A 22,141-nucleotide genomic window follows, 5' to 3' on the forward strand; every position below is an offset into this window, starting at 1 on the left:
GCGAGTGCGGCACCCGCACCCGCTTCCCTCGATGGGCCAGGCACACCACCCAGCTGGAACGGTCGTCTGACGCCGTCGGCGTCAGGCTCCCGCCCCAAGAGGGCCGGGTGCCGGCCCCCTCGCGCTCACCGTCACGACCAGGGCCTCCCGGGACGAACCGCATTGGACACGACCCGTCACTTCGCAAGCTACCTGCGGGATGCCCCTGTTTGCAGGCTGCCACACAGGTGATTCACGCAGTCGTCACCGAACTGCCACGGAGAGTCAAGATCGACGATCACGCCAGAACCCCCGCGAGACCCCGGTTGAACTGCGAAAATAGGCCGAACGGGCGATCAGGAAAGACTACTGGGGGTAGTTGTCAGCTCTGCGCGAAGCGCGGCCGGGACGAGGGGTTCGTCCAACAGCCGGGAGTACCGGGCAGACAGATCGACCGGGCCGCGGGCGGCAAGCCAGCGGCGCACGAGCCGGGCGCCCTCGACGTAGGTCGTGGTGTACGCCCGCCACAGCGGATCGGTGAGGAACGGCAGCAGCCGGTAGGCCCGGAACTCGGGCACGAGCAGCCACCGGGACAGATAGGCGACGACGTCCTCCTCGTCGACGTGGCGGTCGTGCAGCATGAGCATCGCGTCCTGGCGGACGGCCTGGAGCGTGGTCGAGGCCAGATCGACGGCCTCCAGCAGCTCTCCGTCGACCGACACGCCGCACGAGGCGAACAGGGACGAGGCCCAGGGGCCCCAGTGCGGCCCGACGGCGGCGTACACGCCGAGCTCGGCCAGCCCCTCGGCGACCACGCACTGCGGCGTGTTGAGCACGAACATGCTCTGCTCCCACTGCCCGTCGACGCGGATGGCGCCGGCCTCCTTGCGGCAGTGCTCGGTGTGGTGCCCCGGATAGGCCTCGTGCGCGACGAGGTGGGCCAGAGTGGACACTCGGTGCCCCTGCGCCACGTTGAGCGACACGCGGGACCGGTAGCCGCCGAGGTAGCTGTTGAAGCCGCTCCACGCCCGGTTGTCGACGATCTCGTACTCGACGGTCTCGCCGTCGGGCAGTCCGAAGCGCTGGGCCGCGCGGGTGCGCAAGTCGGCGGACAGCACCCGAACGCAGTCGGCGATGCTCTCCTTCGGGATCTCCTCACCCGTTCGATACCGAGCGACCTTGCGACGCAGTGAGCCGAGGCCGGGCAGCAGCCGCCGCAGTTGCCGGTGCGCCTGGGCGTAGACGTCCTGGTCGCCGAGCTCGATGGTGGTCTGGAAACAGGCCTCGACCTCGGCGACGAAGCCGACGGGCTCGCCGGCGAGCCGGGCGCACGTGGTCCGCATGGCGAGGAGCTGGGCGGTGAGGAACTCCCGGCGCTGCGGGCTCAGGTCGGCGTCCGCCACGGCGGCCAGCAGGTCGGCGGCGCGCGAACGAAGATCCCCCGGATCGGGTAGAGGCTCGGCGGCGACCTCGTCGCGCAGCTGGGCGGGTCCGGTGTACGCGTCGACGGCGCCGGGCAGCAGGCGGTCCATTCGCAGCCCAAGCGTCAGATATTCGCGCACGACCTGGAGTTCCATGAGAACAGCGAGCCTAGGCGGCGACGCGCGGCGGCACCTACCACCGTCCGGAGCAAACTGCCGACCGAGAAATGCACTCACCCGATAGAGCACCGGAACGTGCTACACGTCGAAGCGAACCAATCACACAATGGTGTTAGCGCGGTGGGCAACTGCTCCGAGATCCGAGTAGGTTTTCGCACCGAAGGGCCCCGAGCCCGGGACCCCGGTTTCGGAGTTCCGGGTATTTCCCCGGTACGAAGGAGAGTGTTGGAAGTGCTGAAGAAGGCTGGCGTTATCGCCGCTGCCGCTGCCGCCGGCGTGATGGTCCTCAGCGCGCCCGCGTTCGCCGGGACCCCCGGCGAGGGCCACTGGATGGGCCACGGCCACCCGCACCAGGTCGGCGTGGTCAACGTCGACGACGTGCACGCGCTGAACGACGTCCACGTGCTGGAGAACGTGAACGTGCCGATCTGCGCCACGAACAACACCATCGCCGGTGGCCTCGTGGCCGTCGCGGTGAACGCGCTGAACCCGACCTTCGTGAAGGACTGCGTGGACGGCGCCGCGATCTCCAACAGCGGCGACCACCACGGCGGCTGATCTCTGGCCCAGCCCTGAGCCGAAAGCACCGGAGCGCCATTCGAGCGCGCCGGTGCTTTCGGCTGTTTAACGGCGTCCATACGGTCGCGACACGCCGAGATGATCACACAATGGTGTTAGTCGGCCGGTGTCGAGCGGAAACGGCGAGTAGGTTTCGCTACCGAGCAGGACCGGTGACCGTTCAGTTCGCCGGACTATTCCCCGAGAAGGAGTGAGCAGACGTGCTGAAGAAGGCTGCCGTCGTCGCCATCGCCGCCGCCGCTATCGCGCTGGTCGGCTCGCCGGCGTTCGCGTCCCCGATGCACGACGGCCCGGACCAGTCCGGCACCGCGAACGTCAACGACGTGCACGCGGCCAACGACGTCCACGCCGCCGAGAACGTGGACATCCCGCTGTGCGCCACCAACAACACCGTCGCCGGTGGCCTCGTGGCCGTCGCGGTGAACGCGCTGAACCCGACGTTCGTCAAGGACTGCGTGGACGGCGTCGCCGCCTCCACCAGCGGTGACCACCACGGCGGCTGATCAAGCCCGCCAGACGACGAAGGCGCCGGGGCCCTCGGGTCCCGGCGCCTTTGCCGTGTCCGGGCTTCTCAGGAGCCGTAGCGGCGGTGCCGCCAGGCGAAGTCGCGCAGCGCGCGCAGGAAGTCGACGTGGCGGAACGCGGGCCAGTAGGCCTCGGTGAACCAGAACTCCGAGTGCGCGGACTGCCAGAGCAGGAAGCCGGACAGCCGCTGCTCGCCGGAGGTGCGGATGAGCAGGTCCGGGTCGGGCTGGCCGGAGGTGTAGAGGTGCTCGGAGATGTGGTCCACGTCCAGGACCTCGGCCAACTCCTCGATCGGCGTGCCGGCCTCGGCGTGCTGGAGCAGCAGTTTGCGCACGGCGTCGGCGATCTCCTGCCGGCCGCCGTAGCCGACGGCGACGTTGACCTCCATGCCGGTGCGGCCCGCGGTGCGCTGCCCGGCCGCGGTGAGCCGGTTGGCGATGTCGCTCGGCAGCAGGTCAAGGGCGCCGACCACGCGCAGCCGCCACGGGTTGCCGGGCTCGGCCAGCTCGTCGACCACGTCGGCGATGATCAGCAGCAGCGACGACAGCTCGTCGCTGGAGCGCTTCTTCAGATTGTCGGTGGCCAGCAACCAGAGTGTGACGACCTCGACATCGGCCACCTGGCACCACTGGAGCAGATCGGCGATCTTGCGGGCGCCGGCGCGGTGGCCGTCGGCGACGTCCTCGAAGCCGGCTTCCTTGGCCCATCTGCGATTCCCGTCCAGGATCACGCCAACGTGCCGTGGTCGTCGACTGGCCGCGGTGATCTGTTGATTGAGGCGCATCTCGTACAGGCCGTAGACAACCCTGCTCAGGCGCTTGCGAAGACCCACGCCACCGGAGGGTACGCCGGGGCAGCGGGGCGGGTCACATCACGGTGACCGCGCAACCTACGGTGCCGTAACCTCGGATTCGTGACCGCTGCGACCCTCGACCAGAACCCGCCCGCCCCGCCCAAGCCGCGTATGCGGGGCTGGCTGCACCTGTGGTCGTTCTTCGCCTCGCTGGCCACCGGCGCGACCCTGGTGTCGGTCGCCGCGGCCACCGTGTCGGCGACGGCCACGATCGCGACCGCCGTGTACGGCCTGACGATTATCGGGCTGTTCGGCGTGAGTGCGCTGTATCACCGGCACCACTGGATGAGCGCGCGGGCCCGGACGCTGATGAAGCGCCTGGACCACTCGATGATCTTCGTGTTCATCGCCGGCACGTACACGCCGTTCGCGGTGCTGGCGCTGCCCGGGACCACCGGCACGATCGTGCTGGCGGTGGTGTGGGGCGGCGCGCTGCTCGGCGTGGCGCTGAAGATGGTGTGGCCGCACGCGCCGCGCTGGCTGGGCGTGCCGATCTACATCGCGCTCGGCTGGGTCGCGGTGTTCGTGCTGCCGGATCTGTTGCACCACGCGGGAGTCGCGTCGCTCGTGCTGCTGCTCGTCGGCGGCGCGCTGTACACCGCCGGCGCGGTCTTCTACGCCACCAAGTGGCCCGACCCGTGGCCGAAGGTGTTCGGGTACCACGAGTTCTTCCACGCGACCACGGTGCTGGCCGCGATCTGCCACTACATCGCCATCTTTCTCGCGCTCTACCCGTGAGCGGGCCCAAAATAATCAGCCCTGCCCACGGGTAGCAACGCCTTAACCGAGGTCCGGTCCCTGGCTCCGGACGTCGTTGACCTTCTCCATGGCCGCACGCAGTTCCGTGAGCCAGGTGTCGGCGTGCTCGCCGACCAGTCGCACCGCCCAGGCCAGGGCCTCGGAGCGTGAGCGGGCCACGCCGGCGTCGACGAGGGTGTCGAGCACCAGCCGCTCGGACTGGCGCAGCCTCGTCATCACCGGCGCGGACAGCGTGGTGAACAGTTCCGTGGTGCCGCCCAGCTTCGCGCCCCAGGCGACCTTGCGGCCGTAGCGGTGCTCGGCCTGGCGCGCGATCTCGATCCGCTCCTCGCGGGTCTGCTCGCGGTACCGGCTGATCCGGCCCGACTCGGCGGCGGCGCGCGCCGCGTCGTCGGCGAACTCGCCCTCCAGCGCCGGCAGCTCGCCGACGATGACGATCTCCTCGCGGTCGACCGTGATCTCCGGCGCGCCGGTGAACCAGCCGTCGGGCAGCCGCCCGGCGAACCAGCCCGGCGCGTCCTCGGCCGACGGCACCTCGCCCTGCTGCCAACCCCGGCCCCGTGCGAAACGTCCGTGCATGGTGACCTCCTTGATTACATGCTTACACCGATACACGGTACGCGCGGCAACGCGCGCAACAAGGCTCGTTCACCCGCGGCGGAACCCCACATGTGGCGCACATTCGACTCCCAGCGCCACATGTGGTCCACATGGGGGGGGAAACTTGAAGGGGGTTAAGGGGAGGGGTTAACGGCGTTCTAGGGCGACGAGGAGGTCGTCGGTGGAGGTGACGGGGCGGTCGCAGACGTAGCCGCGGCAGACGTAGGCGGCGGGGGCGTCGTAGATGAGGGGGCGGTCGGCGAGCAGGGGCACGGAGTCGGGCTCCCCGGCCAACACCACGGCGCCACCGGGGACGTGGGCCAGCGCGACGTCACGCAGCGACTCCCCGCGAGGGTCGCCGTGGGTGGTGGCGATGGCGACCTGGAGAGGCCCCTGCGCGACGGCCTCGGCGACGGTCAGCCAGTGCCCGGCGAACCGCGGAGCCCGAGCCACGAGCAAGCCGGCCCGAGTGACAGCGGCCTCGGCGGCCGCACGGTAGCGCGAAGCCTTGTCGTAGCCGACCAGAGCGGATGCCGTGAGCAGCGCGCCGGCCAAGGACGAAGCGCCGGAGGGACTGGCGTTGTCGCTGACGTCGGCGGGCCGCCCGACCAGCTTCTCGGCATCGTCGGCGGTGTCGTGGAAGACCCCGGCCTCCTCGGGATCGGCGAAGCGCTCCAGGGCCGTGTCGATGAGCTGCACGGCGATCTCCAGCCACTCCGCGGCACCGGTGGCCTGATGCAGGGCCAACAGCCCTTCGGCGAGGCAGCCGTAGTCCTCCAGCACGCCGGCAGCGGTGCCGACGACGCCGTCACGGGAGGTCCGCCGCAGCCGCCCGTCGACAAGGTGCACGCGCACCAGCAGCGACGCGGCCGCGGCGGCCAGGGCGATCCACGCCGGCTGCCCCAGCGCGGCACCGGCCTCGGCCAGGGCCCCAATGGCCAGCCCGTTCCACGCCGTGACGACCTTGTCGTCACGGGACGGTTGCGGCCGTTCCATCCGCGCCGCCAGCAGACGGGCCCGCACCGACATCAGCCGGTCGTCGTCCTCGACGTCGCGCAGCATTTGCAGAGTCGAGGCGCCTTCCTCGAAGGTGCCCTCCTCCGTCACCTCGAACACCTCGGCGGCCCAAGCGCCGTCCTCGGCCCCGAGAACGTCCACCAGCAGCGTGGGCGTCCAGACGTAGGTCAGCCCCTCGACGCCGTTGGTGTCGGCGTCCAGGGCGGCGGCGAAACCGCCCTCGTCAGTACGCAGGGCGCCGGCCAGGAACTCCGCGGTCTCGATGGCGATCCGCGACGCCAGCGCCGATCCGGTGCGGCGCGCGAGGTGCGCGTAGGCCCGCAGCAGCAAGGCGTTGTCGTACAGCATCTTCTCGAAGTGCGGCACCACCCAGCCGGCGTCCACGCTGTACCGGGCGAAGCCGCCGCCGAGCTGGTCGTACATGCCGCCGCGGGCCATCGCCTCGAAGGTGCCCTCGGCCAGCGACAGCGACTGCACGGAGCCGGTGCGCTCGTGGTGGCGCAGCAGGAACTCCAGGTTCATCGACGGCGGGAACTTCGGCGCCCGGCCGAATCCGCCGTGCGCCCGGTCGTACTCGGCCAGCAGCGACACCACGGCCCCGTCCAGCACCTCGACGTCCACAGTGGACTCGGGTAGCGGACGGGCGTTCTTGGCCAGCTCGGCCACGATCTGGCCGGCGGCCTCCCGCACCTCGTCGCCGCGAGTGGTCCACGCGTCCACGACGGCGGCCATCAACTGGCGGAACGAGGGAATGCCGGGCCGTGGCTCGGGCGGCGAGTAGGTGCCGCAGTAGAAGGGCTCGCCGTCGGGCGTCAGGAAGCACGTCATCGGCCAGCCGCCCTGGCCGGTCATCGCCTGCGTGGCCGCCATGTACACCGCGTCGACATCGGGGCGTTCCTCGCGGTCCACCTTGATGTTGACGAAGTTTCGGTTCATGGTCCCGGCGGTCTCGTCGTCCTCGAAGGACTCGTGCGCCATCACGTGACACCAGTGGCACGCCGCGTAGCCCACCGACAGCAGCACCGGCACATTGCGGCGGCGCGCCTCGGCGAACGCCTCCTCCGACCACGGCCACCAGTCGACCGGGTTGTCGGCGTGTTGCAGCAGATAGGGACTGGTCGAGTCAGCGAGGCGGTTGGCCATGCGCCCCAGCCTGCCACTCCGAGAATCCACATGCGCATTCCCGTGGCCATCCGGGACACTGGCGCACGTGCTCCTGACCTTGACCACCACCATGCCCCAGGCCACTGACCTGGGCTTCCTCCTGCACAAGCACCCGGACAAGGCGCAAACGTTTCCCGTGTCCGCGGGGTGCGCGCACGTGTTCTACCCACGGGCGAACGACGCCGAGTGCACCGCGGCGCTGTTGCTGGAGGTCGACCCCATCGCGTTGGTGCGTGGCGATCGAGGTCAGGGCCTGTTCCAGTACGTCAACGACCGGCCGTACGCCGCCAGTTCGATGCTGGCGGTGGCGCTCGGCGCGGTGTTCCGCACGGCCATGAACGGCCGCTGCGACCTGAAGCCTGAGCTGCCGGGGCGGGACATGCCGCTGCGGGTGCACCTGCCAGTGGTTCCGGCGCGCGGCGGCGCGGAGCTGGTGCGGCGGCTGTTCGACCCGCTGGGCTGGCGTGTGGACGTCAACCAGATCGAGGACTCCCGCTACGTCGATCTGCGGCTGGACGGCACGCTGCGGCTGGCCGATGCCCTGAACCACCTGTACGTGCTGCTGCCCGTTCTGGACGACGGCAAGCACTACTGGGTCTCCCAGGACGAGGTCGACAAGCTGCTCCGGGCCGGCGAGGGCTGGCTGGCCGGGCACCCGGAACGGGAGCTGATCAGCCGGCGATACCTTGCGCACCAGCGGGGTTACGTCCGATCGGCGCTGGAGCGGCTGGGCGAGGTGGACGAGTTCGACACCGAGGACGTGCAGCCGGCAGAGCGCCGAGAGTCCCTCGCGGAGCTGCGTCGGGGCGCGGTGCTGGCCGTGCTGCGGCAGTCCGGAGCCCGCAGGGTGGTGGACCTCGGCTGCGGGCCGGGGGCGCTGCTCCGGCTGCTGGCCAAGGAGCCGCAGTTCGAGGAGATCCTCGGCGTGGACGTGTCGGCGGCGGCGCTGCGCGTGGCGGCCGATCGGCTCAGCGACCGCGATCTGCGGCGGATCACGCTGCGGCAGTCGGCGTTGACGTACAAGGACGCGGAGCTGGCCGGCTACGACGCGGCGGTGCTGATGGAGGTCGTCGAGCACCTCGACCCGCCGCGGCTGCCGGCGCTGGAGCGATCGGTGTTCGGTGCGGCCCGGCCGCGGACGGTGATCGTCACGACGCCCAACGTCGAGTACAACGCCCGGTACGAGGGCCTGGCGGCTGGCGCGTTCCGCCATCCGGACCACCGGTTCGAGTGGACTCGGGCGCAGTTCTCGGCGTGGGCGCAAGCCGTTGCCGCGCAGCATGGTTACCGCGTCCAGTACCTTCCCGTCGGAGAGCCGGACCCGCAGCTGGGCCCGCCGACGCAGATGGCCGTTTTCGCACGAGAGGAGGGGTCGTCATGAGCGAGCTCGTCATCCCGCGGTTGTCGCTGGTCGCGCTGGTCGGCGCCTCCGGCTCGGGCAAGTCCACCTTCGCCCGCAAGCACTTCCTCGACACCGAGGTGATCTCCAGTGATCACTGCCGCGGCCTGGTGTCCGACGATGACAACGACCAGTCGGCCACCGACGACGCCTTCGACGTGCTGCACTACATCGCCGGCAAGCGCCTTCACAACGGCCGCCTGACCGTGGTCGACGCGACCAACGTGCAGCGCGAGGGGCGGGCGTCGCTGGTGCGGCTGGCCCGTGAGCACGACGTGCTGCCGGTGGCGATCGTGCTGGACCTGCCGGAGTCCGTGTGCTTCGAGCGCAACCAGGCGCGGGCCGACCGAGACTTCGGTGTGCACGTGATCCGGCGGCAGCGCAACGACCTGCGGCGGTCGCTGCGCTTTCTGGAGAAGGAGGGCTTCCGCCGCGTCCACGTGCTGCGCTCGGTCGAGGAGGTCGAGGCCGCCACGATCCGCCGCGATCCGCTGGTCAACGACCGTCGCGGCGAGACCGGGCCGTTCGACATCATCGGCGACGTGCACGGCTGTCGCCTTGAGCTGACGGAACTGTTGACACGACTGGGATATCACGTCAACGGCGACTCCGCTTCGCACCCGGCCGGGCGGCGCGCGGTGTTCGTCGGCGACCTGGTCGACCGTGGGCCGGACACGCCGGGCGTGCTGCGGCTGGTGATGAACATGGTCGCCGCCGGGACGGCGCTGTGCGTGGCCGGAAACCACGAGAACAAGCTGGTCCGAGCCCTGCGCGGGCGCAATGTGCAGGTGACGCACGGGCTGGCCGAGTCGCTGGCGCAGCTGTCCTCGGAGTCCGACGACTTCCGCAAGCAGGCCGAGCAGTTCTGCTACGACCTGGTGTCGCACTACGTTCTGGACGGCGGCAAGCTCGTGGTGGCGCACGCCGGGCTGCCGGAGCGGTACCAGGGGCGCGCCTCCGGGCGCGTCCGCAGCTTCGCGCTGTACGGCGAGACCACCGGCGAGACCGACGAATACGGCCTGCCGGTGCGGTATCCGTGGGCCAACGACTATCGCGGCAGCGCGACCGTGGTGTACGGCCACACGCCCGTTCCCAACGCGGAGTGGGTCAACAACACCATCTGCCTGGACACGGGATGTGTGTTCGGCGGGCAGCTGACGGCGCTGCGCTATCCGGAGCGGGAGATTGTTTCCGTTGCGGCACAGCGGGTCTGGTACGAGCCGGTGCGGCCGTTGACGCCGGAGGAGCCGGTGCGGGCGCCGGAGGAGCTCGACATCACCGACGTGATCGGCAAGCGGACCGTGCAGACGGCCAACCACGGTCGGCTGACCGTTCGCGCCGAGAACGCGGCGGCGGCGATCGAGGTGATGAGCCGGTTCGCCATCGAGCCGGCCAAGCTGCTGTACCTGCCGCCGACGATGGCGCCCGTGGCCACCTCGGCGCGGCCGGAGGTGTTGGAGCACCCGGAGGAGGCGTTCTCCGCGTACCTGACCGACGGTGTGGACCGGGTCGTGTGCGAGGAGAAGCACATGGGCTCGCGCGCTGTGGTGTTGGTGTCCCGTGATGACGGGGCCGTGCACACCCGGACCGGTCGGTCGTTCTTCGGCCCCGAGCTGACGGAACGGTTGCTGGAGCGGATTCGTTCCGCGGTGGGAAAGTTGCAGCTTTGGTCCACTTTGGACAGCGATTGGCTGCTGCTGGACTGCGAGCTGCTGCCGTGGAACGCCAAGGCCGGCGGGCTGATCCGTGAGCAGTATGCGGCGGTCGGGGCGGCGGCTTCCGGGGCCCTGCCGACGGCCGTCGAGGTGTTGCGGGAGACGTCGGGCCGTGGCGTGGACGTGACGGAGTTGTTGGCGCGCACGGAATCTCGCGCTCACAACGCCGCCGCCTATCGCGAGGCGTACGAGCGGTACTGCTGGCCGACCGAGGGCCTGAGCGGGGTGCGGATCGCCCCGTTCCAACTGCTCGCGTCGGAGGGCGCCACGTACCACGACCGGCCGCACTCGTGGCACCTGTCGCTGGCCGAGCAGCTGGCCGCCGCCGACCCGGAACTGTTTGCCACGACTCAGAACCTGACCGTGGACACCACGGATCCGGAGTCGGTGAAGGCTGGCGTCCGGTGGTGGGAGGAGCTGACCGTGGCCGGCGGCGAGGGCATGGTCGTCAAACCGCTGGGCAACCTCACGCGTGGGCGGCGCGGTCTGGTGCAGCCGGGGCTGAAGGTGCGCGGGCGGGAGTACCTGCGGATCATCTACGGGCCCGACTACACCGAGCCGGGCAACATCGACCGGCTGCGGCAGCGGGGCTTGGCGGCCAAGCGGTCGCTGGCCGCCCGCGAGTACGCGCTGGGTATCGAGGGGTTGGAGCGGCTGGCCCGCGGCGAGCCGCTGTGGCGCGTGCACGAATGCGTGTTCGCCGTGCTGGCACTGGAGTCCGAGCCCGTGGATCCGAGGCTGTAGATGATCGAGCACACCGTGTTGTCCGTGGTCGTCGGCTCGCACGCGTACGGGCTGGACACTGACGAGTCCGATGTGGACCGTCGGGGCGTGTACGTGCCGCCGACCCGGCTGTTCTGGGCCTTCGAGAAGCCGCCGACCTCGGTCGACGGGCCGGAGCAAGAGCGGGTGAGCTGGGAGGTCGAGCACTTCCTGTCGTTGGCCCTCAAGGCCAATCCGACGGTGTTGGAAGTGCTCGCCTCCGACCTCGTCGAGACGTGCACGCCGCTCGGCGCCGAGCTCCAGGCGCTCCTGCCGGCACTGTTGTCGCAGCGCGCCGCCGACAGCTACCGGCGGGCCACCGCCCAGCAGTTCGCCCGGGCCGCCGCCGCGATGGCCAGCGGCGGCACGCCACGGTGGAAGCAGGTCATGCACGTCATCCGGCTGCTGACCCTGTGCGACCGGCTGTTGAGCACCGGCGAGCTGGTGCTTCGCGTGGGTGAGCACCGGGCGCAGCTGCTGGCCGTGCGCGACGGGGACGTGCCGTGGAAGGACGTCGTGAAGTGGGTGGAGGATCTGCGCGACCGCACCGCGCGGGCCGTGCTCCACTCGCCGCTGCCCGCGGTGCCCGACACCGCGGCGGTGCAGGACTGGCTCGTGTCGGTGCGCCGGAGATCCGCCTTGGAGGACCAGTGACCGAGCTTGCGAGGGCACCATTCAACACAGGGACCTGGGTCGCAGACCCGCCGAGCGCCAGCGAGGTGGGCCTGTGACCGCCGTGGATGTTCCCGGGCTGCGCGAGGTCGTCGCCGAGCAGCCGTACCGGCTGTTGTTCGCCACCGTGTCCGGCGCGCACCTGTACGGCTTCCCTTCCGCCGACTCCGATGTCGACCTGCGCGGCGTGCACCTGCTGCCCGCCGACGAGGTCGTCGGGCTCCGGCACGGTCCCGAAACCCTGGAACGCATGTGGATCCGTGACGGAGTCGAGCTCGACCTGGTCACCCACGACCTGCTCAAGTTCGCCCGGCTTCTGTTGCGCCCTAACGGTTACGTCCTTGAGCAGCTGTTGTCGCCCCTGGTCGTGCAGACCTCCGACGCCCATGCCGAGCTGGCCGGCTTCGCCGCCGGCTGCGTCACGCCCCGGCACGCCCACCACTACCGCGGCTTCGCCCGCACCCAGTGGCAGCTGTTCGGCCGCACCAACGAGCTCAAGCCCCTGCTCTACACCTTCCGGGGCCTGCTCACCGGCATCCACCTCATGCGCACCGGCGCCATCGAGGCCGACCTGTCCGTGCTGGTCTCCGAGCTGCACGGGCCTTCGTTCCTGCCCGAGCTCATCACCGCCAAGGCCGCCGGCGAGCACCTCACCCTGTCCGGCGGTCCGTCACAGGAACTGTTGTGGCAGACCTACGAACGCTGGCTCGCCGAACTGGTCACCGCCCAGGAGCGCTCGACTCTCCCCGAGCACCCCTCCGCCGAGGCCGACCTCCACAAGTTCGTGGTCCAACTCCGCCTCGATGCCTGATCAGACGTGGTAGACGTCGGCGCGATGATCGACCTTGAGCACATCGATCCTTCGCGCCGTGTCATCGATCCGGTAGACGACGCGATAGGCGCCACGCCGGGCCGAGCGGTGCCCCTCCAGCGGTCCCATCAGCGGTTTTCCCAGCCGATGGGGATTCTCGGCCAGCGGTCCGATGATGAACTCGACGCAGGCAGCGGCGATCTTCTCGGGCAGCCGCCGAAGCGCGCGACGAACGCCAGGCGCGACAACCACCTGGTACGGACCTTCCTTCACCGGTCACCGAGGAATTCGGCGGCCAGGTCCTCGCCAGTAATGAAGTCGCCGGCTTCGATGTCGGCCTCTGCGGCCTGGATCTCGAGCAGCGCACCCTGCGTCGACAAGATCTCGATCGTCTCCTCGAGCGCTTCGAGGTCCTCCGGGGCCAGGATGACTGCTGCCGGATGGCCGTGCCTGGTGATGGTCACCCGGTCATGGGTGCGCTGCACCTCGTTGACCACCTCGGAGAGGTGATCGCGGGCGTCGCCGAGCGGCATGGTGGTCACGCCACAAGTGTAGCCAAAAGTCCCGCCAAAACAAGCGGGCAGGGGTCAGCCGAGGAGCTTGAGCCAGGGGTGTTCGGGGTGGACGCGGCTGATCAGGTCAGCGCAGTGGTGGCGGCCGGCGGCGTCCAGCCAGGGCAGGGTGGCGACGAGGTCGGCCTCGTCCTTGGCCTGGTTGTGCTTGGCCTTGAACAGCAACACGAGCTCGGGCCGCAGGTAGCGGATGCCGCGGCCCTCCCAGGTGGCGTCGGACAGGGGCAGCACGAGGGACGGGTCCCGCCCGCACACCCACTCGCCGTCCCGATCGTCGGTGAGCTGGAGGTCGAGCAGCCACGGCGACGTGGCGTTCTCCCGCAGCCACAGGCCCGAGGCCCAGGACGGCACGCCCTCGGGCCAGACGACCGGACGGAGGGCGCCGTCGCCGACGGCCCAGATGTGGAAGCTCGGCGCGAAGTGCTCGATCACGGCGGCGGCGTCGCGGCGGAAGACGCCGAGGTCGATGTCGCCATGCTCACGGCGCACGGCGGCGTAGGCCTCGATGGCCCAGCCGCCGTTGACCCACCACGGCGCGTCCAGCCCGGCGCACAGGGCGGCCGCGTCGTCGGGCTTGACCATGCCCCACGGCCCGTACCAGCGGACCGCTTCCTCGTGATCCACCTATTCCCCGGTCTTCGGCTTGTCCTCGGGTTCGTCGAAGCTGGCCGGCACCCGCTTGAGGTGCTTGGTCATCGACCGGATGAGGAACGCGACGGCCACGAAGAACAGGATGAGCACGACAAAGCCGACGGGTGTGGACTTGCCGAAGTCCTCGCCCTGACCGCCCTGGTCGGTGCCGGCGGGGGTGGTGGCGGTGGTGGTCTGGGCCAACGCCACACCCAGGACCGGAAGACCGGTCACACGTGCACCTTCTCTCGTACTCCGGCGAACAAGTCGTCCTCGGGCAGCGTGGTGTCGACCAGCGACCGGACGAGCTCGTACTCCTCGGTCGGCCAGATCTCGCGCTGCAGGTCCAAGGGTACGGCGAACCACCGGGCGGTGGGATCGATCTGGGTGGCGTGCGCGCGCAGCGCCTCCAGCCCCTGCTCGAAGTAGTCGCCGCAGGGCACCTGGGTGGTGACCCGCTCCATGTTGTCCTTGCGGTTCGAGTCCCAGTTGGCCAGCCACTCCCCGTACGGCGACTCCGCGCCCCGGGCCAGCAGCGCCTCGTGGAAGGCCACCATCTTGGCCTTGAGGAAACCGTGCGAGTAGTACAGCTTCAGCGTCTGCCACGGCGCGCCGGCCTCGGGGAACTGGTCCGGGTCGGCGGCGGCGTCGAAGGCCGCGACGGACACCTCGTGGCAGCGGATGTGGTCGGGGTGCGGGTAGCCGCCGTTCTCGTCGTAGGTGACGATGACGTGCGGCCGGAACTCGCGCACCACGCGGACCAGCGCCTCGGCGGACTCCTCCAGCGGCACCAGGGCGAAGCAGCCCTCGGGCAGCGGCGGCTTGGGGTCGCCCTCGGGCAGTCCCGAGTCGACGAAGCCGAGCCAGCGGTGCTGGATGCCCAGGATCTTGGCCGCGGTGGCCATCTCCTCGCGGCGGATCTCCGCCATGTTCTCCAGCACGTCCGGGCGGTCCATGGCCGGATTGAGGATGCTGCCCCGTTCGCCGCCGGTGCAGGTAACGACCATCACGTCGTGCCCCTCGGCGACGTAGCGCGCCATCGTCGCGGCGCCCTTGCTGGACTCGTCGTCGGGGTGCGCGTGCACTGCCATCAGGCGAAGCTTCTCGGCCATGGTCCCCTCATCGTCGTATCCACCCTGCCCGCCGACTCCACCGGGGGCCCAGGGATACTCAACCGGACGGTCTCAGCCATTGTTCCAAACCGGTCCGACAGTCCCGAGCGAGGAGGCGGCATGGTCACACAGCGTGAGCTACCGGCCGGCCGCTACGGTTCGCGTGATCAGCGCCGCGGGCCACGCTGGGTGTACTGGGCCTTACTCGTCGTCTTCGTGGTGGTCGGCCTGGTCGTGGCCTATGTGGCGTACGTCAACCTCGGCGACGGCCCCATCACCACCGAGCCGGCGAGCTACAAGTTCGTGGACGACCACACGACTCAGTTCACGTTCACGGTCACCCGCGACGACCCGTCCAAACCGGCCGACTGCATCGTCCGGACCCGCTCGGCCGACGGCGACGAGGCCGGGGTGCGTGAGGTCTACGTGCCCGCGGGCGGCGCGCAACGCACGGTCGACACGGTGGTGCACACCTCGAAACGAGCAGTGATCGTGGAGGTGTACGGCTGCTCCTACCAGGTGCCCCCATATCTGAAGAACGCCTAGCCGCCAAGCGGGTGAACCACCCCGCAAGCGGTCGTGGACCTGCGAAAATCTCGCCGCCCGCCACGGGTGGCGTGCTAGAATCGCTCGACAGCACGGCCCCTTTCCACGGGCCGTGTTTTTCCGTTCCTGGCCTCACGGCCCGGAAGTGCCCGGTATGCCACTGGCATACCGGCGCCCGCGTGTCCGGCGTGGGCCCGGTAGAAACGAGGAGTTGGTGACCGTGAGCGAGACCCAGGTGACCTGGCTGACCCAGGAATCCTACGACCGGCTCAAGCACGAGCTTGACGAGCTGATCGCGAACCGCCCGGTCATTGCCGCCGAGATCAACGCCCGGCGCGAGGAAGGCGACCTCAGGGAGAACGGCGGATACCACGCCGCCCGCGAGGAGCAGGGCAAGCAGGAGGGCCGGATCCGCCAGCTCCAGGAGCTGCTGCGCGCGGCCAAGGTGGGCGAGGCCCCCAAGAACGACGGCATCGCCGAGCCCGGCAAGGTGCTCACCGTCCGTTACGAGGGCGACAGCGACACCGAGCAGTTCCTGCTGGCCACCCGTGAGGAGGGCGCGGAGGGCCCGCTCGAGGTCTTCTCGCCGGCGTCCCCGCTCGGCCGGGCGCTGTTGGGCGCCAAGGAGGGCGAGACCCGGCAGTACGAGCTGCCCAACGGCAAGAGCATGAAGGTCACCCTGGTCAAGGCGGTGCCCTACACCGCCGCCTGACCCCGGGCCGTGACGCCCTGGTCATCGGTCACGGTGACCAGGGCATTTGCTCGTTCGCGACCCGTTGCAGCAGCGGCCGGACCCGTGGCTCGATCGGCGTGGACAGTGCGATCGCCGTGGATGTCCGCTGCACGCCCGGCACCGCCACCACTTCGTCCACCACACGCTGCAGGTCGTCGTTGGACCGCGCGACCATGCGCACGTGCAGATCGCCCTGGCCGGTGGTGGCGTGCACCTCGCATACCTCGTCGATGGCAGCCAGCTGTGCCGCCACCTCGGAGCGCCGTCCCTGCGCGATCTCCAGCACCGCGAACGCCGTGAGCCCATAGCCCATCGCGGCCAGGTCGACGGCCGGCGGGAAGCCGCCGAGGATGCCGCGCTCGGTGAGGCGGTCCAGCCGCGCCTGCACCGTGCCGCGCGCGACGCCTAGTCGGCGCGAGCATTCCAGCACTCCCAGCCGTGGCTCGTCGGTGAGCAGCAGCAACAGCTTCGCGTCGAGTGCGTCCATCGGTTCCCGGTCCACCTGGTCAGTCTGCCCAGTTCTGCCGGCGATATCCACGGTTGACCGAGCATGGTGTCCAGTCAAATCAGCGGCTGTTGCGCACGATGTCAGCGGCACGGATGCTTCGGCTAGCTGATTGCACACCGCCACGGGGAGGGTCGCCATGACTGAGATGCTGGACGACGTCAGCTTCGAATCGCTCAAGCAGCTGGTCGGGCTGGTCGACTACGACGCGTCGAAGGACCCGTTCCCGGTCAAGGCGATGGACGCGGTCGTGTTCGTGGCCGGCAACGCCACCCAGACCGCGTGGTTCTACCAGGTGGCGTTCGGCATGCAGCTGGTCGCCTACTCCGGCCCGGAGACCGGCAACCGCGATCACAAGTCGTTCGTGCTGAAGTCCGGGTCGGCCCGCTTCGTGATCAACGGCGGCGTGTCGCCGTCGAGCGCGCTGCTCGACCACCACCGCAAGCACGGCGACGGCGTGGTCGACCTCGCGCTGGAGGTCGGCGACGTCGACCAGTGCATCAGGCACGCCCGGGCCCAGGGCGCCACCGTGCTGGAGGAGCCCAACGACGTCACCGACGAGCACGGCACCATCCGCCGCGCCGCCATCGCCACCTACGGCGAGACCCGCCACACCCTGATCGACCGCTCCCGCTACAACGGCCCGTACCTGCCGGGCTATGTGGCCAGGACCAGCACGGTGAAGCGGCCCGAGGGCGCGCCGAAGCGGCTGTTCCAGGCCGTCGACCACTGCGTGGGCAACGTCGAGCTCGGGCGCATGGACTACTGGGTCGAGTTCTACAACCGGGTCATGGGCTTCGTGAACATGGCCGAGTTCATCGGCGACGACATCGCCACCGACTACTCGGCCCTGATGAGCAAGGTGGTGTCCAACGGCAACCACCGCGTCAAGTTCCCGCTCAACGAGCCGGCCGTGGCCAAGCGCAAGTCGCAGATCGACGAGTACCTGGAGTTCTACAACGGCGCCGGCTGCCAGCACATCGCCTTGGCCACCAACGACATCATCGCCACCGTGACGGCCATGCGGAACGCCGGCGTCGAGTTCCTCGACACCCCGGACTCCTACTACGACGACCCGGCGCTGCGGGCCCGGATCGGCGAGGTGCGGCTGCCCATCGAGGTGCTCAAGCAGCACCGCATCCTGGTCGACCGGGACGAGGACGGCTACCTGCTGCAGATCTTCACCGCGCCCATCGGCGACCGGCCGACCGTGTTCTACGAGCTGATCGAGCGGCACGGCTCGCTGGGCTTCGGCAAGGGCAACTTCAAGGCCCTGTTCGAAGCCATCGAGCGCGAGCAGGAGCGTCGCGGCAACCTGTGAGCTTCGCGGGGCTGCGTCCTTCATCAGGCGCAGCCCCCACCCACCCGGGGTGGCCGCCCCAAGACCATTCTACCCGGCGTGGCCGCTAGTGGATCTTGAAACCGGGGGCGCTGTGGATAACTCGGCCCCTGTGGACAAGACGGGTCAGCGCAGGACCGTGAAGCCGGCGGCGCGGAGGGCGGCGACCAGTTCGGCGCAGTGCTCCACGCCGCGGGTCTCCAGGTTGAGGGAGACCTCGGCCTCGCCCAGGCGCAGCTGGTCGGACATGCGGGTGTGCTCCACGTCGAGGACGTTCACGCCGAGGTCGCCGAGCATCGTGAGCAGACCGGCCAGGCTGCCGGGCTTGTCGTCGATGCGCAGCCGCAGCGCGAGGTAGCGACCGGCGGCGCGCATGCCGTGCTGGATGATTTGCAGCAGCAGCAAGGGATCCACGTTGCCGCCGGACAGCACGGCGACCACCGGGCCCTCGAATCGCCCGGGGTACTGCATGAGCGCGGCGATGGTGGCGGCGCCGGCGGGCTCGACGACCTGCTTGGCCCGCTCCATGGACAGCAGCACGGCCCGGGCCAGCGAGTCCTCGGTGACCGTCACGACGTCGTCGACCAGATCGCGGACGTGCCGGTACGTCAGGGCGCCCGGCTTGGCGACGGCGATGCCGTCGGCCATCGTGCGCACGCCCGGGAGCTTCACCGGCGAGCCGGTGCTGAGCGACTCCGGCAGCGCGGCGGCGTTTTCCGCCTGCACCGCAACGATCTTCACGTCCGGGCGCAGCGCCTTGATCGCCACGGCGACGCCGCCGACCAGTCCGCCGCCGCCCGCGGCCAGCAGCACGGTGCCGACGTCGGGCACCTGGTCCAGGATCTCCAGACCGATCGTGCCCTGCCCGGCGATCACGTCCGGGTGGTCGAACGGGTGGATGAACACCGCCCCGGTCCGCTGGGCGAAGACGATCGAGGCGGCCAGGGTCTCGTCGAAGGACTCGCCGGTCAGCTTCACATCGGCGCCGTAGCCGCGGGTCGCCGCGAGCTTGGGCAGCGGGGCCCGGCGGGGCATGAACACCGTGGCCGGAATGCCCAGCAGCGACGCGCCGAGGGCCACCCCCTGGGCGTGGTTGCCGGCGCTGGCCGCCACCACGCCGCGCGAGCGCTCCTCCGCGTCGAGGCCGTGCATGCGCACGTAGGCGCCGCGGACCTTGAACGATCCAGTGCGCTGGAGGTTCTCCAGTTTGAGGAAGACCTCGCCGCCCTGAATCTCGCCCAGGACCCGGGAATGCTCCATCGGTGTCTGCCGCACCACTCCCGCGAGCAGCTTCTGGGCCGCCCTCACCCGCTCGACGCTGACCAGCTCCATGGCGCCGATCCTGCCAGTGTGCTGTCCGTCGCCACACCGACGGCCCGTTACGGGTACGCTTGACGCATTCTCACCGGCGCCGGTGACCACTGAACCACGCATGGTCATCGGGACGTAGAAGACAACTACGCCGGGGATATGGACATCGTGGAGGTGGCATGGCACGCGTGGCCCGCATAGCCGGGGTGCTGCCGCTGATCGGGGCGGTCGCATGCGCCGCGGCACTGGCCGGAGCGGCCGTGTTCACCGTGTCGCAGGCCGGCTGCGCCGACGCCGGGCACTACGTGGTCAACGGCAACGTGGTCGAACTGGTCGGCAGCTGCGTCGACAAGCAGGACTTCCCCGGCGCCAAGGAAGCCGCGACCGGCGTCCGCCCCTGAGACGGCAACTTATGCAGTGAAGGACGCCTTACCCTCGTTGAACGAGGGTAAGGCGTCCTTCACTGCATTGGCCGGGGGTCAGCCCAGGGCGACGAGGAGGTCCTCGACCAGGTCGTCGGCGGACTCGATGCCGACGGAGAGGCGGACCAGGTCGTCGGGGACCTGGAGCGCGGAGCCGGCGGTGCTGGCGTGGGTCATCTTGCCCGGGTGCTCGATCAGCGACTCGATGCCGCCCAGCGACTCGGCCAGGGTGAACAGCTTGGTGCCGGCGCAGACGTCCAGGGCGGCCTGCTCGCCGCCGGAGACGGTGAACGACACCATGCCGCCGAAGCGGCGCATCTGCTTGGCGGCGACCTCGTGGCCGGCGTGCTCGACCAGGCCGGGGTAGAACACCTTGGTCACCTTGGGGTGGCTGACCAGGGCCTCGACCACGCGCTCGGCATTGTCGCTGTGGCGGTCCATGCGCACGGCCAGCGTCTTGAGGCCACGCAGCGTCAGCCACGAGTCGAACGGGCCGGGCACGGAGCCGGCGGCGTTGCGCAGGAAGGCGAACTTCTCGTGCAGCTCGTCGTCGGAGGTGACCAGGGCGCCACCGACCACATCGGAGTGACCGCCGAGGTACTTGGTGGTGGAGTGCAGCACGATGTCGGCGCCGAGGCCGAGCGGCGACTGCAGGTACGGGGTGGCGAAGGTGTTGTCCACCACCAGCCGCGCCTCGGCGTCGTGCGCGATGCCGGCCAGGGCGGCGATGTCGGCGATGCCCAGCAGCGGGTTGGTGGGCGTCTCGACCCAGATCACCTTGGTCTCCGTGCGAACCGCGGCCCGCACGGCGTCCACATCGGACAGATGCACCGGCGTGTGCTCGACGCCCCACTGGCTGAGCACCTTGTCCACCAAGCGGAAGGTGCCGCCGTAGGCGTCGTCCGGGATGATCACGTGGTCGCCCGGGCGGACCAGCGACCGCAGCGCGATGTCGGAGGCGGCCATGCCGGAGGCGAAGGCCAGCGCGTGCCGGCCGCCCTCCAGTGACGCGAGGCACTCCTCGAGCGCGGTGCGGGTCGGGTTGGCGGTGCGGGAGTACTCGTAGCCACCGGCCCGCAGCCCGCCGACGCCGTCCTGGGCGAACGTGGAGGTCTGGTAGATGGGCACGATGACCGAGCCGGTGTGCGGGTCAGGCTCCTGCCCGGCGTGGATCGCCCTGGTCTCGAAACCGTGTCGGGCGGTGCTGTCCGTCATGCACAGAGCCTACGTCGCGGGACTGGTCCCCTTCGAGCGAAGGTGGACGCCGGTCACAGGGGCGCTGGCGAGCACGATCAAGACGACGGCCAGCACCACCGGCAGGTACAGCAGCACGGAGCCGGCCACCGGCCGCGAGATGTCCCACGGGAGCTGGCCGACGATCGCGAACAGCACCACCGGCACGGCGATCACGAGCGCGGCGCCGACGATGGCCAGCGGCCGCCCGGCCGGGACGCGAGTGAGCATCAACACGGCCGCCACCAACAGGATCAGCGGCACGAGCACCGGCAGCACGAGCTCGAACAGGATCTCCAGCACGCCGCCGTACCGCAGCAGCAACGAGACCCCGTTCGGCAGCGTCCACTGGCGCGCGACCGAGATCGCGACGATGGCCAGCGCCAGCACGGCGGTGGTCACCGTGGTGCCGACGGAAACCCGAGGCTTCATCACCTCAACATAAAACGCCGCCGGGCGGTTCGCAGTGGAACCGCCCGGCGGCGTTCGATCGGGTTATCGGGTTACCTCACTGGCCGTACGGGCCGGGCTGCTGCGGCGGCTGCCCGTAACCGGGCTGCTGCGGCGGCTGGCCGTAGGGCGAGGGCTGGCCGAACTGCGGCGCCTGTGGCTGGCCGAAGCCACCGGTCGGCGGCTGCTGGGGCTGCCCGTAGGGCTGACCCGGCTGCGGCTGCCCCGGCTGCGGCTGGCCGAACTGCGGAGCCTGGGGCTGGCCGAATTGCTGCTGCGGCTGGCCGTACTGGGGCTGCTGCCCGAACTGCTGCTGGCCGAAGGGCTGGCCGTACTGGGGCTGCTGCCCGTAGCCGCCGGCGCCTTGCGGCGCGGCCCCGCGCTTGGCTGCCATGTTGGCCGTGGTCGACGGCATCCACCACAGTACGAGCAGACCGATGAACAGCACGATCTCGATCAGCGAGACCACCGGGTTGGCCCCGATCTGCAGCAGCGCGCTGATCAGGCCGAGGCCGAAGAACACCGTGAGCACGATCCGGCCCCAGTTGGCGCCCTGCCCGGCGAACCAGGCGCACGCGCCGGCGCCGAGCGCGATCACCAGCGCGAAGATCGCGGTGAAGATCAGCAGGCCGGTGCTGTAGCGCGAGCTCAGCAGGCCGATCACCGACACGATGCTGGAGATGACACCGATCGCCATCAGGACGATCGTCGCCCACATCGCGATCGGCAGCGTGTTCGAGGCGCCGCCTGCGGCGGCGCCGACCATCGGCTGGGGGCCGAAGCCCAGCTGCTGGGTCGCCCACGCCGGCTGCTGCGGCGCGCCGAACGGCGGGTGGGCGAACTGCTGCTGCG

Annotated in this window: 25 protein-coding genes; 11 read left to right on the forward strand and 14 right to left on the reverse strand. The window is 70.1% G+C overall.

Annotated elements, in window-relative coordinates; genetic code table 11:
* Positions 1 to 335: 335 nt before the first annotated feature.
* The gene (locus KUTG_RS22095) at positions 336 to 1,556 is read right to left on the reverse strand and encodes a DUF885 domain-containing protein (RefSeq protein ID WP_043719215.1); all 1,221 of its coding nucleotides are present in this window, start codon (positions 1,554 to 1,556) and stop codon (positions 336 to 338) included.
* A gap of 255 nt (positions 1,557 to 1,811) precedes the next feature.
* Between KUTG_RS22095 and KUTG_RS53730 the strand changes: the two genes are divergently transcribed.
* The gene (locus tag KUTG_RS53730; RefSeq protein ID WP_157494702.1) at positions 1,812 to 2,138 is read left to right on the forward strand and encodes a hypothetical protein; all 327 of its coding nucleotides are present in this window, start codon (positions 1,812 to 1,814) and stop codon (positions 2,136 to 2,138) included.
* Between the two features lie 221 nt (positions 2,139 to 2,359).
* Positions 2,360 to 2,662: a hypothetical protein gene (locus tag KUTG_RS22105; RefSeq protein ID WP_043719219.1), complete on the forward strand. Its 303-nt coding sequence runs from the start codon at positions 2,360 to 2,362 to the stop codon at positions 2,660 to 2,662.
* Positions 2,663 to 2,730: 68 nt separating this feature from the next.
* Here KUTG_RS22105 and KUTG_RS22110 read toward each other — a convergent pair whose 3' ends face one another.
* Positions 2,731 to 3,516 (reverse strand): isoprenyl transferase, encoded by a 786-nt coding sequence (locus KUTG_RS22110; RefSeq protein WP_043719221.1) that lies wholly within the window; start codon positions 3,514 to 3,516, stop codon positions 2,731 to 2,733.
* Positions 3,517 to 3,597: 81 nt separating this feature from the next.
* On the opposite strand from KUTG_RS22110, the gene KUTG_RS22115 reads away from it, so the two are divergent.
* The gene (locus tag KUTG_RS22115; protein WP_043719223.1) at positions 3,598 to 4,275 is read left to right on the forward strand and encodes a PAQR family membrane homeostasis protein TrhA; all 678 of its coding nucleotides are present in this window, start codon (positions 3,598 to 3,600) and stop codon (positions 4,273 to 4,275) included.
* Positions 4,276 to 4,317: 42 nt separating this feature from the next.
* Here the strand turns inward: KUTG_RS22115 and KUTG_RS22120 are convergent, their stop codons facing one another.
* Complete coding sequence (locus KUTG_RS22120; protein ID WP_043719226.1) at positions 4,318 to 4,875, reverse strand: hypothetical protein; 558 nt, start codon at positions 4,873 to 4,875, stop codon at positions 4,318 to 4,320.
* 168 nt (positions 4,876 to 5,043) lie between these two features.
* A complete protein-coding gene (locus KUTG_RS22125) occupies positions 5,044 to 7,056 on the reverse strand; it encodes a thioredoxin domain-containing protein (RefSeq protein ID WP_043719228.1) in 2,013 nt (670 codons plus the stop codon).
* 67 nt (positions 7,057 to 7,123) lie between these two features.
* On the opposite strand from KUTG_RS22125, the gene KUTG_RS22130 reads away from it, so the two are divergent.
* The 4 genes from KUTG_RS22130 (at position 7,124) to KUTG_RS22145 (ending at position 12,436) form a co-directional block, all read left to right on the forward strand.
* Positions 7,124 to 8,458, forward strand: a complete 1,335-nt coding sequence (locus KUTG_RS22130; RefSeq protein ID WP_043719229.1) for a 3' terminal RNA ribose 2'-O-methyltransferase Hen1 — start codon at positions 7,124 to 7,126, stop codon at positions 8,456 to 8,458.
* Positions 8,455 to 10,935, forward strand: a complete 2,481-nt coding sequence (locus tag KUTG_RS22135; protein ID WP_043719231.1) for a polynucleotide kinase-phosphatase — start codon at positions 8,455 to 8,457, stop codon at positions 10,933 to 10,935. The genes KUTG_RS22130 and KUTG_RS22135 overlap by 4 nt, the downstream gene beginning before the upstream one ends.
* Positions 10,936 to 11,607, forward strand: coding sequence for a nucleotidyltransferase domain-containing protein (locus KUTG_RS22140; protein ID WP_043719233.1), 672 nt, complete (start codon positions 10,936 to 10,938; stop codon positions 11,605 to 11,607). It begins immediately after the preceding gene.
* Between the two features lie 73 nt (positions 11,608 to 11,680).
* A complete protein-coding gene (locus tag KUTG_RS22145) occupies positions 11,681 to 12,436 on the forward strand; it encodes a nucleotidyltransferase domain-containing protein (RefSeq protein ID WP_043719234.1) in 756 nt (251 codons plus the stop codon).
* On the opposite strand, the gene KUTG_RS22150 is transcribed toward KUTG_RS22145, so the two are convergent.
* The 5 genes from KUTG_RS22150 to mca are packed head-to-tail and all read right to left on the reverse strand — an operon-like array spanning position 12,437 to position 14,750.
* Positions 12,437 to 12,688 carry a type II toxin-antitoxin system RelE family toxin gene (locus KUTG_RS22150; protein ID WP_043730231.1) on the reverse strand — a complete coding sequence of 84 codons (252 nt, stop codon included), beginning with the start codon at positions 12,686 to 12,688 and terminating at the stop codon, positions 12,437 to 12,439.
* A gap of 17 nt (positions 12,689 to 12,705) precedes the next feature.
* Positions 12,706 to 12,969 (reverse strand): type II toxin-antitoxin system Phd/YefM family antitoxin, encoded by a 264-nt coding sequence (locus tag KUTG_RS22155; protein WP_043719235.1) that lies wholly within the window; start codon positions 12,967 to 12,969, stop codon positions 12,706 to 12,708.
* A gap of 54 nt (positions 12,970 to 13,023) precedes the next feature.
* On the reverse strand, positions 13,024 to 13,632 hold the full coding sequence (locus tag KUTG_RS55385) for a sucrose phosphorylase domain-containing protein (protein WP_043719236.1): 609 nt from the start codon (positions 13,630 to 13,632) through the stop codon (positions 13,024 to 13,026).
* The gene (locus KUTG_RS22165; protein ID WP_369794649.1) at positions 13,633 to 13,854 is read right to left on the reverse strand and encodes a hypothetical protein; all 222 of its coding nucleotides are present in this window, start codon (positions 13,852 to 13,854) and stop codon (positions 13,633 to 13,635) included.
* Between the two features lie 14 nt (positions 13,855 to 13,868).
* On the reverse strand, positions 13,869 to 14,750 hold the full coding sequence (mca, locus tag KUTG_RS22170; RefSeq protein WP_043719240.1) for a mycothiol conjugate amidase Mca: 882 nt from the start codon (positions 14,748 to 14,750) through the stop codon (positions 13,869 to 13,871).
* 120 nt (positions 14,751 to 14,870) lie between these two features.
* Between mca and KUTG_RS22175 the strand changes: the two genes are divergently transcribed.
* Positions 14,871 to 15,296, forward strand: a complete 426-nt coding sequence (locus KUTG_RS22175) for a DUF4307 domain-containing protein (protein WP_043719242.1) — start codon at positions 14,871 to 14,873, stop codon at positions 15,294 to 15,296.
* 211 nt (positions 15,297 to 15,507) lie between these two features.
* Positions 15,508 to 16,008, forward strand: coding sequence for a transcription elongation factor GreA (gene greA / locus KUTG_RS22180; protein WP_157494704.1), 501 nt, complete (start codon positions 15,508 to 15,510; stop codon positions 16,006 to 16,008).
* A gap of 28 nt (positions 16,009 to 16,036) precedes the next feature.
* On the opposite strand, the gene KUTG_RS22185 is transcribed toward greA, so the two are convergent.
* Positions 16,037 to 16,516, reverse strand: a complete 480-nt coding sequence (locus KUTG_RS22185; RefSeq protein WP_043730234.1) for an Lrp/AsnC family transcriptional regulator — start codon at positions 16,514 to 16,516, stop codon at positions 16,037 to 16,039.
* Positions 16,517 to 16,673: 157 nt separating this feature from the next.
* Here KUTG_RS22185 and hppD point away from each other — a divergent pair, with 157 nt between their 5' ends.
* Entirely contained in the window at positions 16,674 to 17,855 is a 1,182-nt protein-coding gene (hppD, locus tag KUTG_RS22190) for a 4-hydroxyphenylpyruvate dioxygenase (RefSeq protein WP_043719246.1), read from the forward strand.
* Positions 17,856 to 17,999: 144 nt separating this feature from the next.
* On the opposite strand, the gene ilvA is transcribed toward hppD, so the two are convergent.
* Entirely contained in the window at positions 18,000 to 19,205 is a 1,206-nt protein-coding gene (ilvA, locus tag KUTG_RS22195) for a threonine ammonia-lyase (protein WP_043719248.1), read from the reverse strand.
* Between the two features lie 158 nt (positions 19,206 to 19,363).
* Here ilvA and KUTG_RS22200 point away from each other — a divergent pair, with 158 nt between their 5' ends.
* The gene (locus KUTG_RS22200) at positions 19,364 to 19,585 is read left to right on the forward strand and encodes a hypothetical protein (protein ID WP_043719250.1); all 222 of its coding nucleotides are present in this window, start codon (positions 19,364 to 19,366) and stop codon (positions 19,583 to 19,585) included.
* Between the two features lie 78 nt (positions 19,586 to 19,663).
* Here KUTG_RS22200 and KUTG_RS22205 read toward each other — a convergent pair whose 3' ends face one another.
* From KUTG_RS22205 to KUTG_RS61565, 3 genes are all read right to left on the reverse strand, one after another.
* Positions 19,664 to 20,821 carry a cystathionine gamma-synthase gene (locus KUTG_RS22205; protein ID WP_043719251.1) on the reverse strand — a complete coding sequence of 386 codons (1,158 nt, stop codon included), beginning with the start codon at positions 20,819 to 20,821 and terminating at the stop codon, positions 19,664 to 19,666.
* Positions 20,822 to 20,830: 9 nt separating this feature from the next.
* Entirely contained in the window at positions 20,831 to 21,271 is a 441-nt protein-coding gene (locus KUTG_RS22210; RefSeq protein WP_043719253.1) for a hypothetical protein, read from the reverse strand.
* A 76-nt stretch (positions 21,272 to 21,347) separates the two neighbouring features.
* A partial coding sequence (locus tag KUTG_RS61565; RefSeq protein ID WP_198047274.1) for a hypothetical protein occupies positions 21,348 to 22,141 on the reverse strand: 794 nt, incomplete at its 5' end.

The organism is Kutzneria sp. 744 (assembly GCF_000568255.1).
Classification (GTDB): domain Bacteria; phylum Actinomycetota; class Actinomycetes; order Mycobacteriales; family Pseudonocardiaceae; genus Kutzneria.

Coding starts and splice junctions, on each gene's coding strand:
- KUTG_RS22125 (WP_043719228.1), bottom strand. CDS start 7,056: ATGGCCAACCGCCTCGCTGACTCGACCAGTCCCTATCTGCTGCAACAC.
- KUTG_RS22185 (WP_043730234.1), bottom strand. CDS start 16,516: ATGGACGCACTCGACGCGAAGCTGTTGCTGCTGCTCACCGACGAGCCA.
- ilvA (WP_043719248.1), bottom strand. CDS start 19,205: ATGGAGCTGGTCAGCGTCGAGCGGGTGAGGGCGGCCCAGAAGCTGCTC.
- KUTG_RS22095 (WP_043719215.1), bottom strand. CDS start 1,556: ATGGAACTCCAGGTCGTGCGCGAATATCTGACGCTTGGGCTGCGAATG.
- KUTG_RS22200 (WP_043719250.1), top strand. CDS start 19,364: ATGGCACGCGTGGCCCGCATAGCCGGGGTGCTGCCGCTGATCGGGGCG.
- KUTG_RS22120 (WP_043719226.1), bottom strand. CDS start 4,875: ATGCACGGACGTTTCGCACGGGGCCGGGGTTGGCAGCAGGGCGAGGTG.
- KUTG_RS22155 (WP_043719235.1), bottom strand. CDS start 12,969: ATGCCGCTCGGCGACGCCCGCGATCACCTCTCCGAGGTGGTCAACGAG.
- hppD (WP_043719246.1), top strand. CDS start 16,674: ATGACTGAGATGCTGGACGACGTCAGCTTCGAATCGCTCAAGCAGCTG.
- mca (WP_043719240.1), bottom strand. CDS start 14,750: ATGGCCGAGAAGCTTCGCCTGATGGCAGTGCACGCGCACCCCGACGAC.
- KUTG_RS22175 (WP_043719242.1), top strand. CDS start 14,871: ATGGTCACACAGCGTGAGCTACCGGCCGGCCGCTACGGTTCGCGTGAT.
- KUTG_RS22135 (WP_043719231.1), top strand. CDS start 8,455: ATGAGCGAGCTCGTCATCCCGCGGTTGTCGCTGGTCGCGCTGGTCGGC.
- KUTG_RS22140 (WP_043719233.1), top strand. CDS start 10,936: ATGATCGAGCACACCGTGTTGTCCGTGGTCGTCGGCTCGCACGCGTAC.
- KUTG_RS22210 (WP_043719253.1), bottom strand. CDS start 21,271: ATGAAGCCTCGGGTTTCCGTCGGCACCACGGTGACCACCGCCGTGCTG.
- KUTG_RS22205 (WP_043719251.1), bottom strand. CDS start 20,821: ATGACGGACAGCACCGCCCGACACGGTTTCGAGACCAGGGCGATCCAC.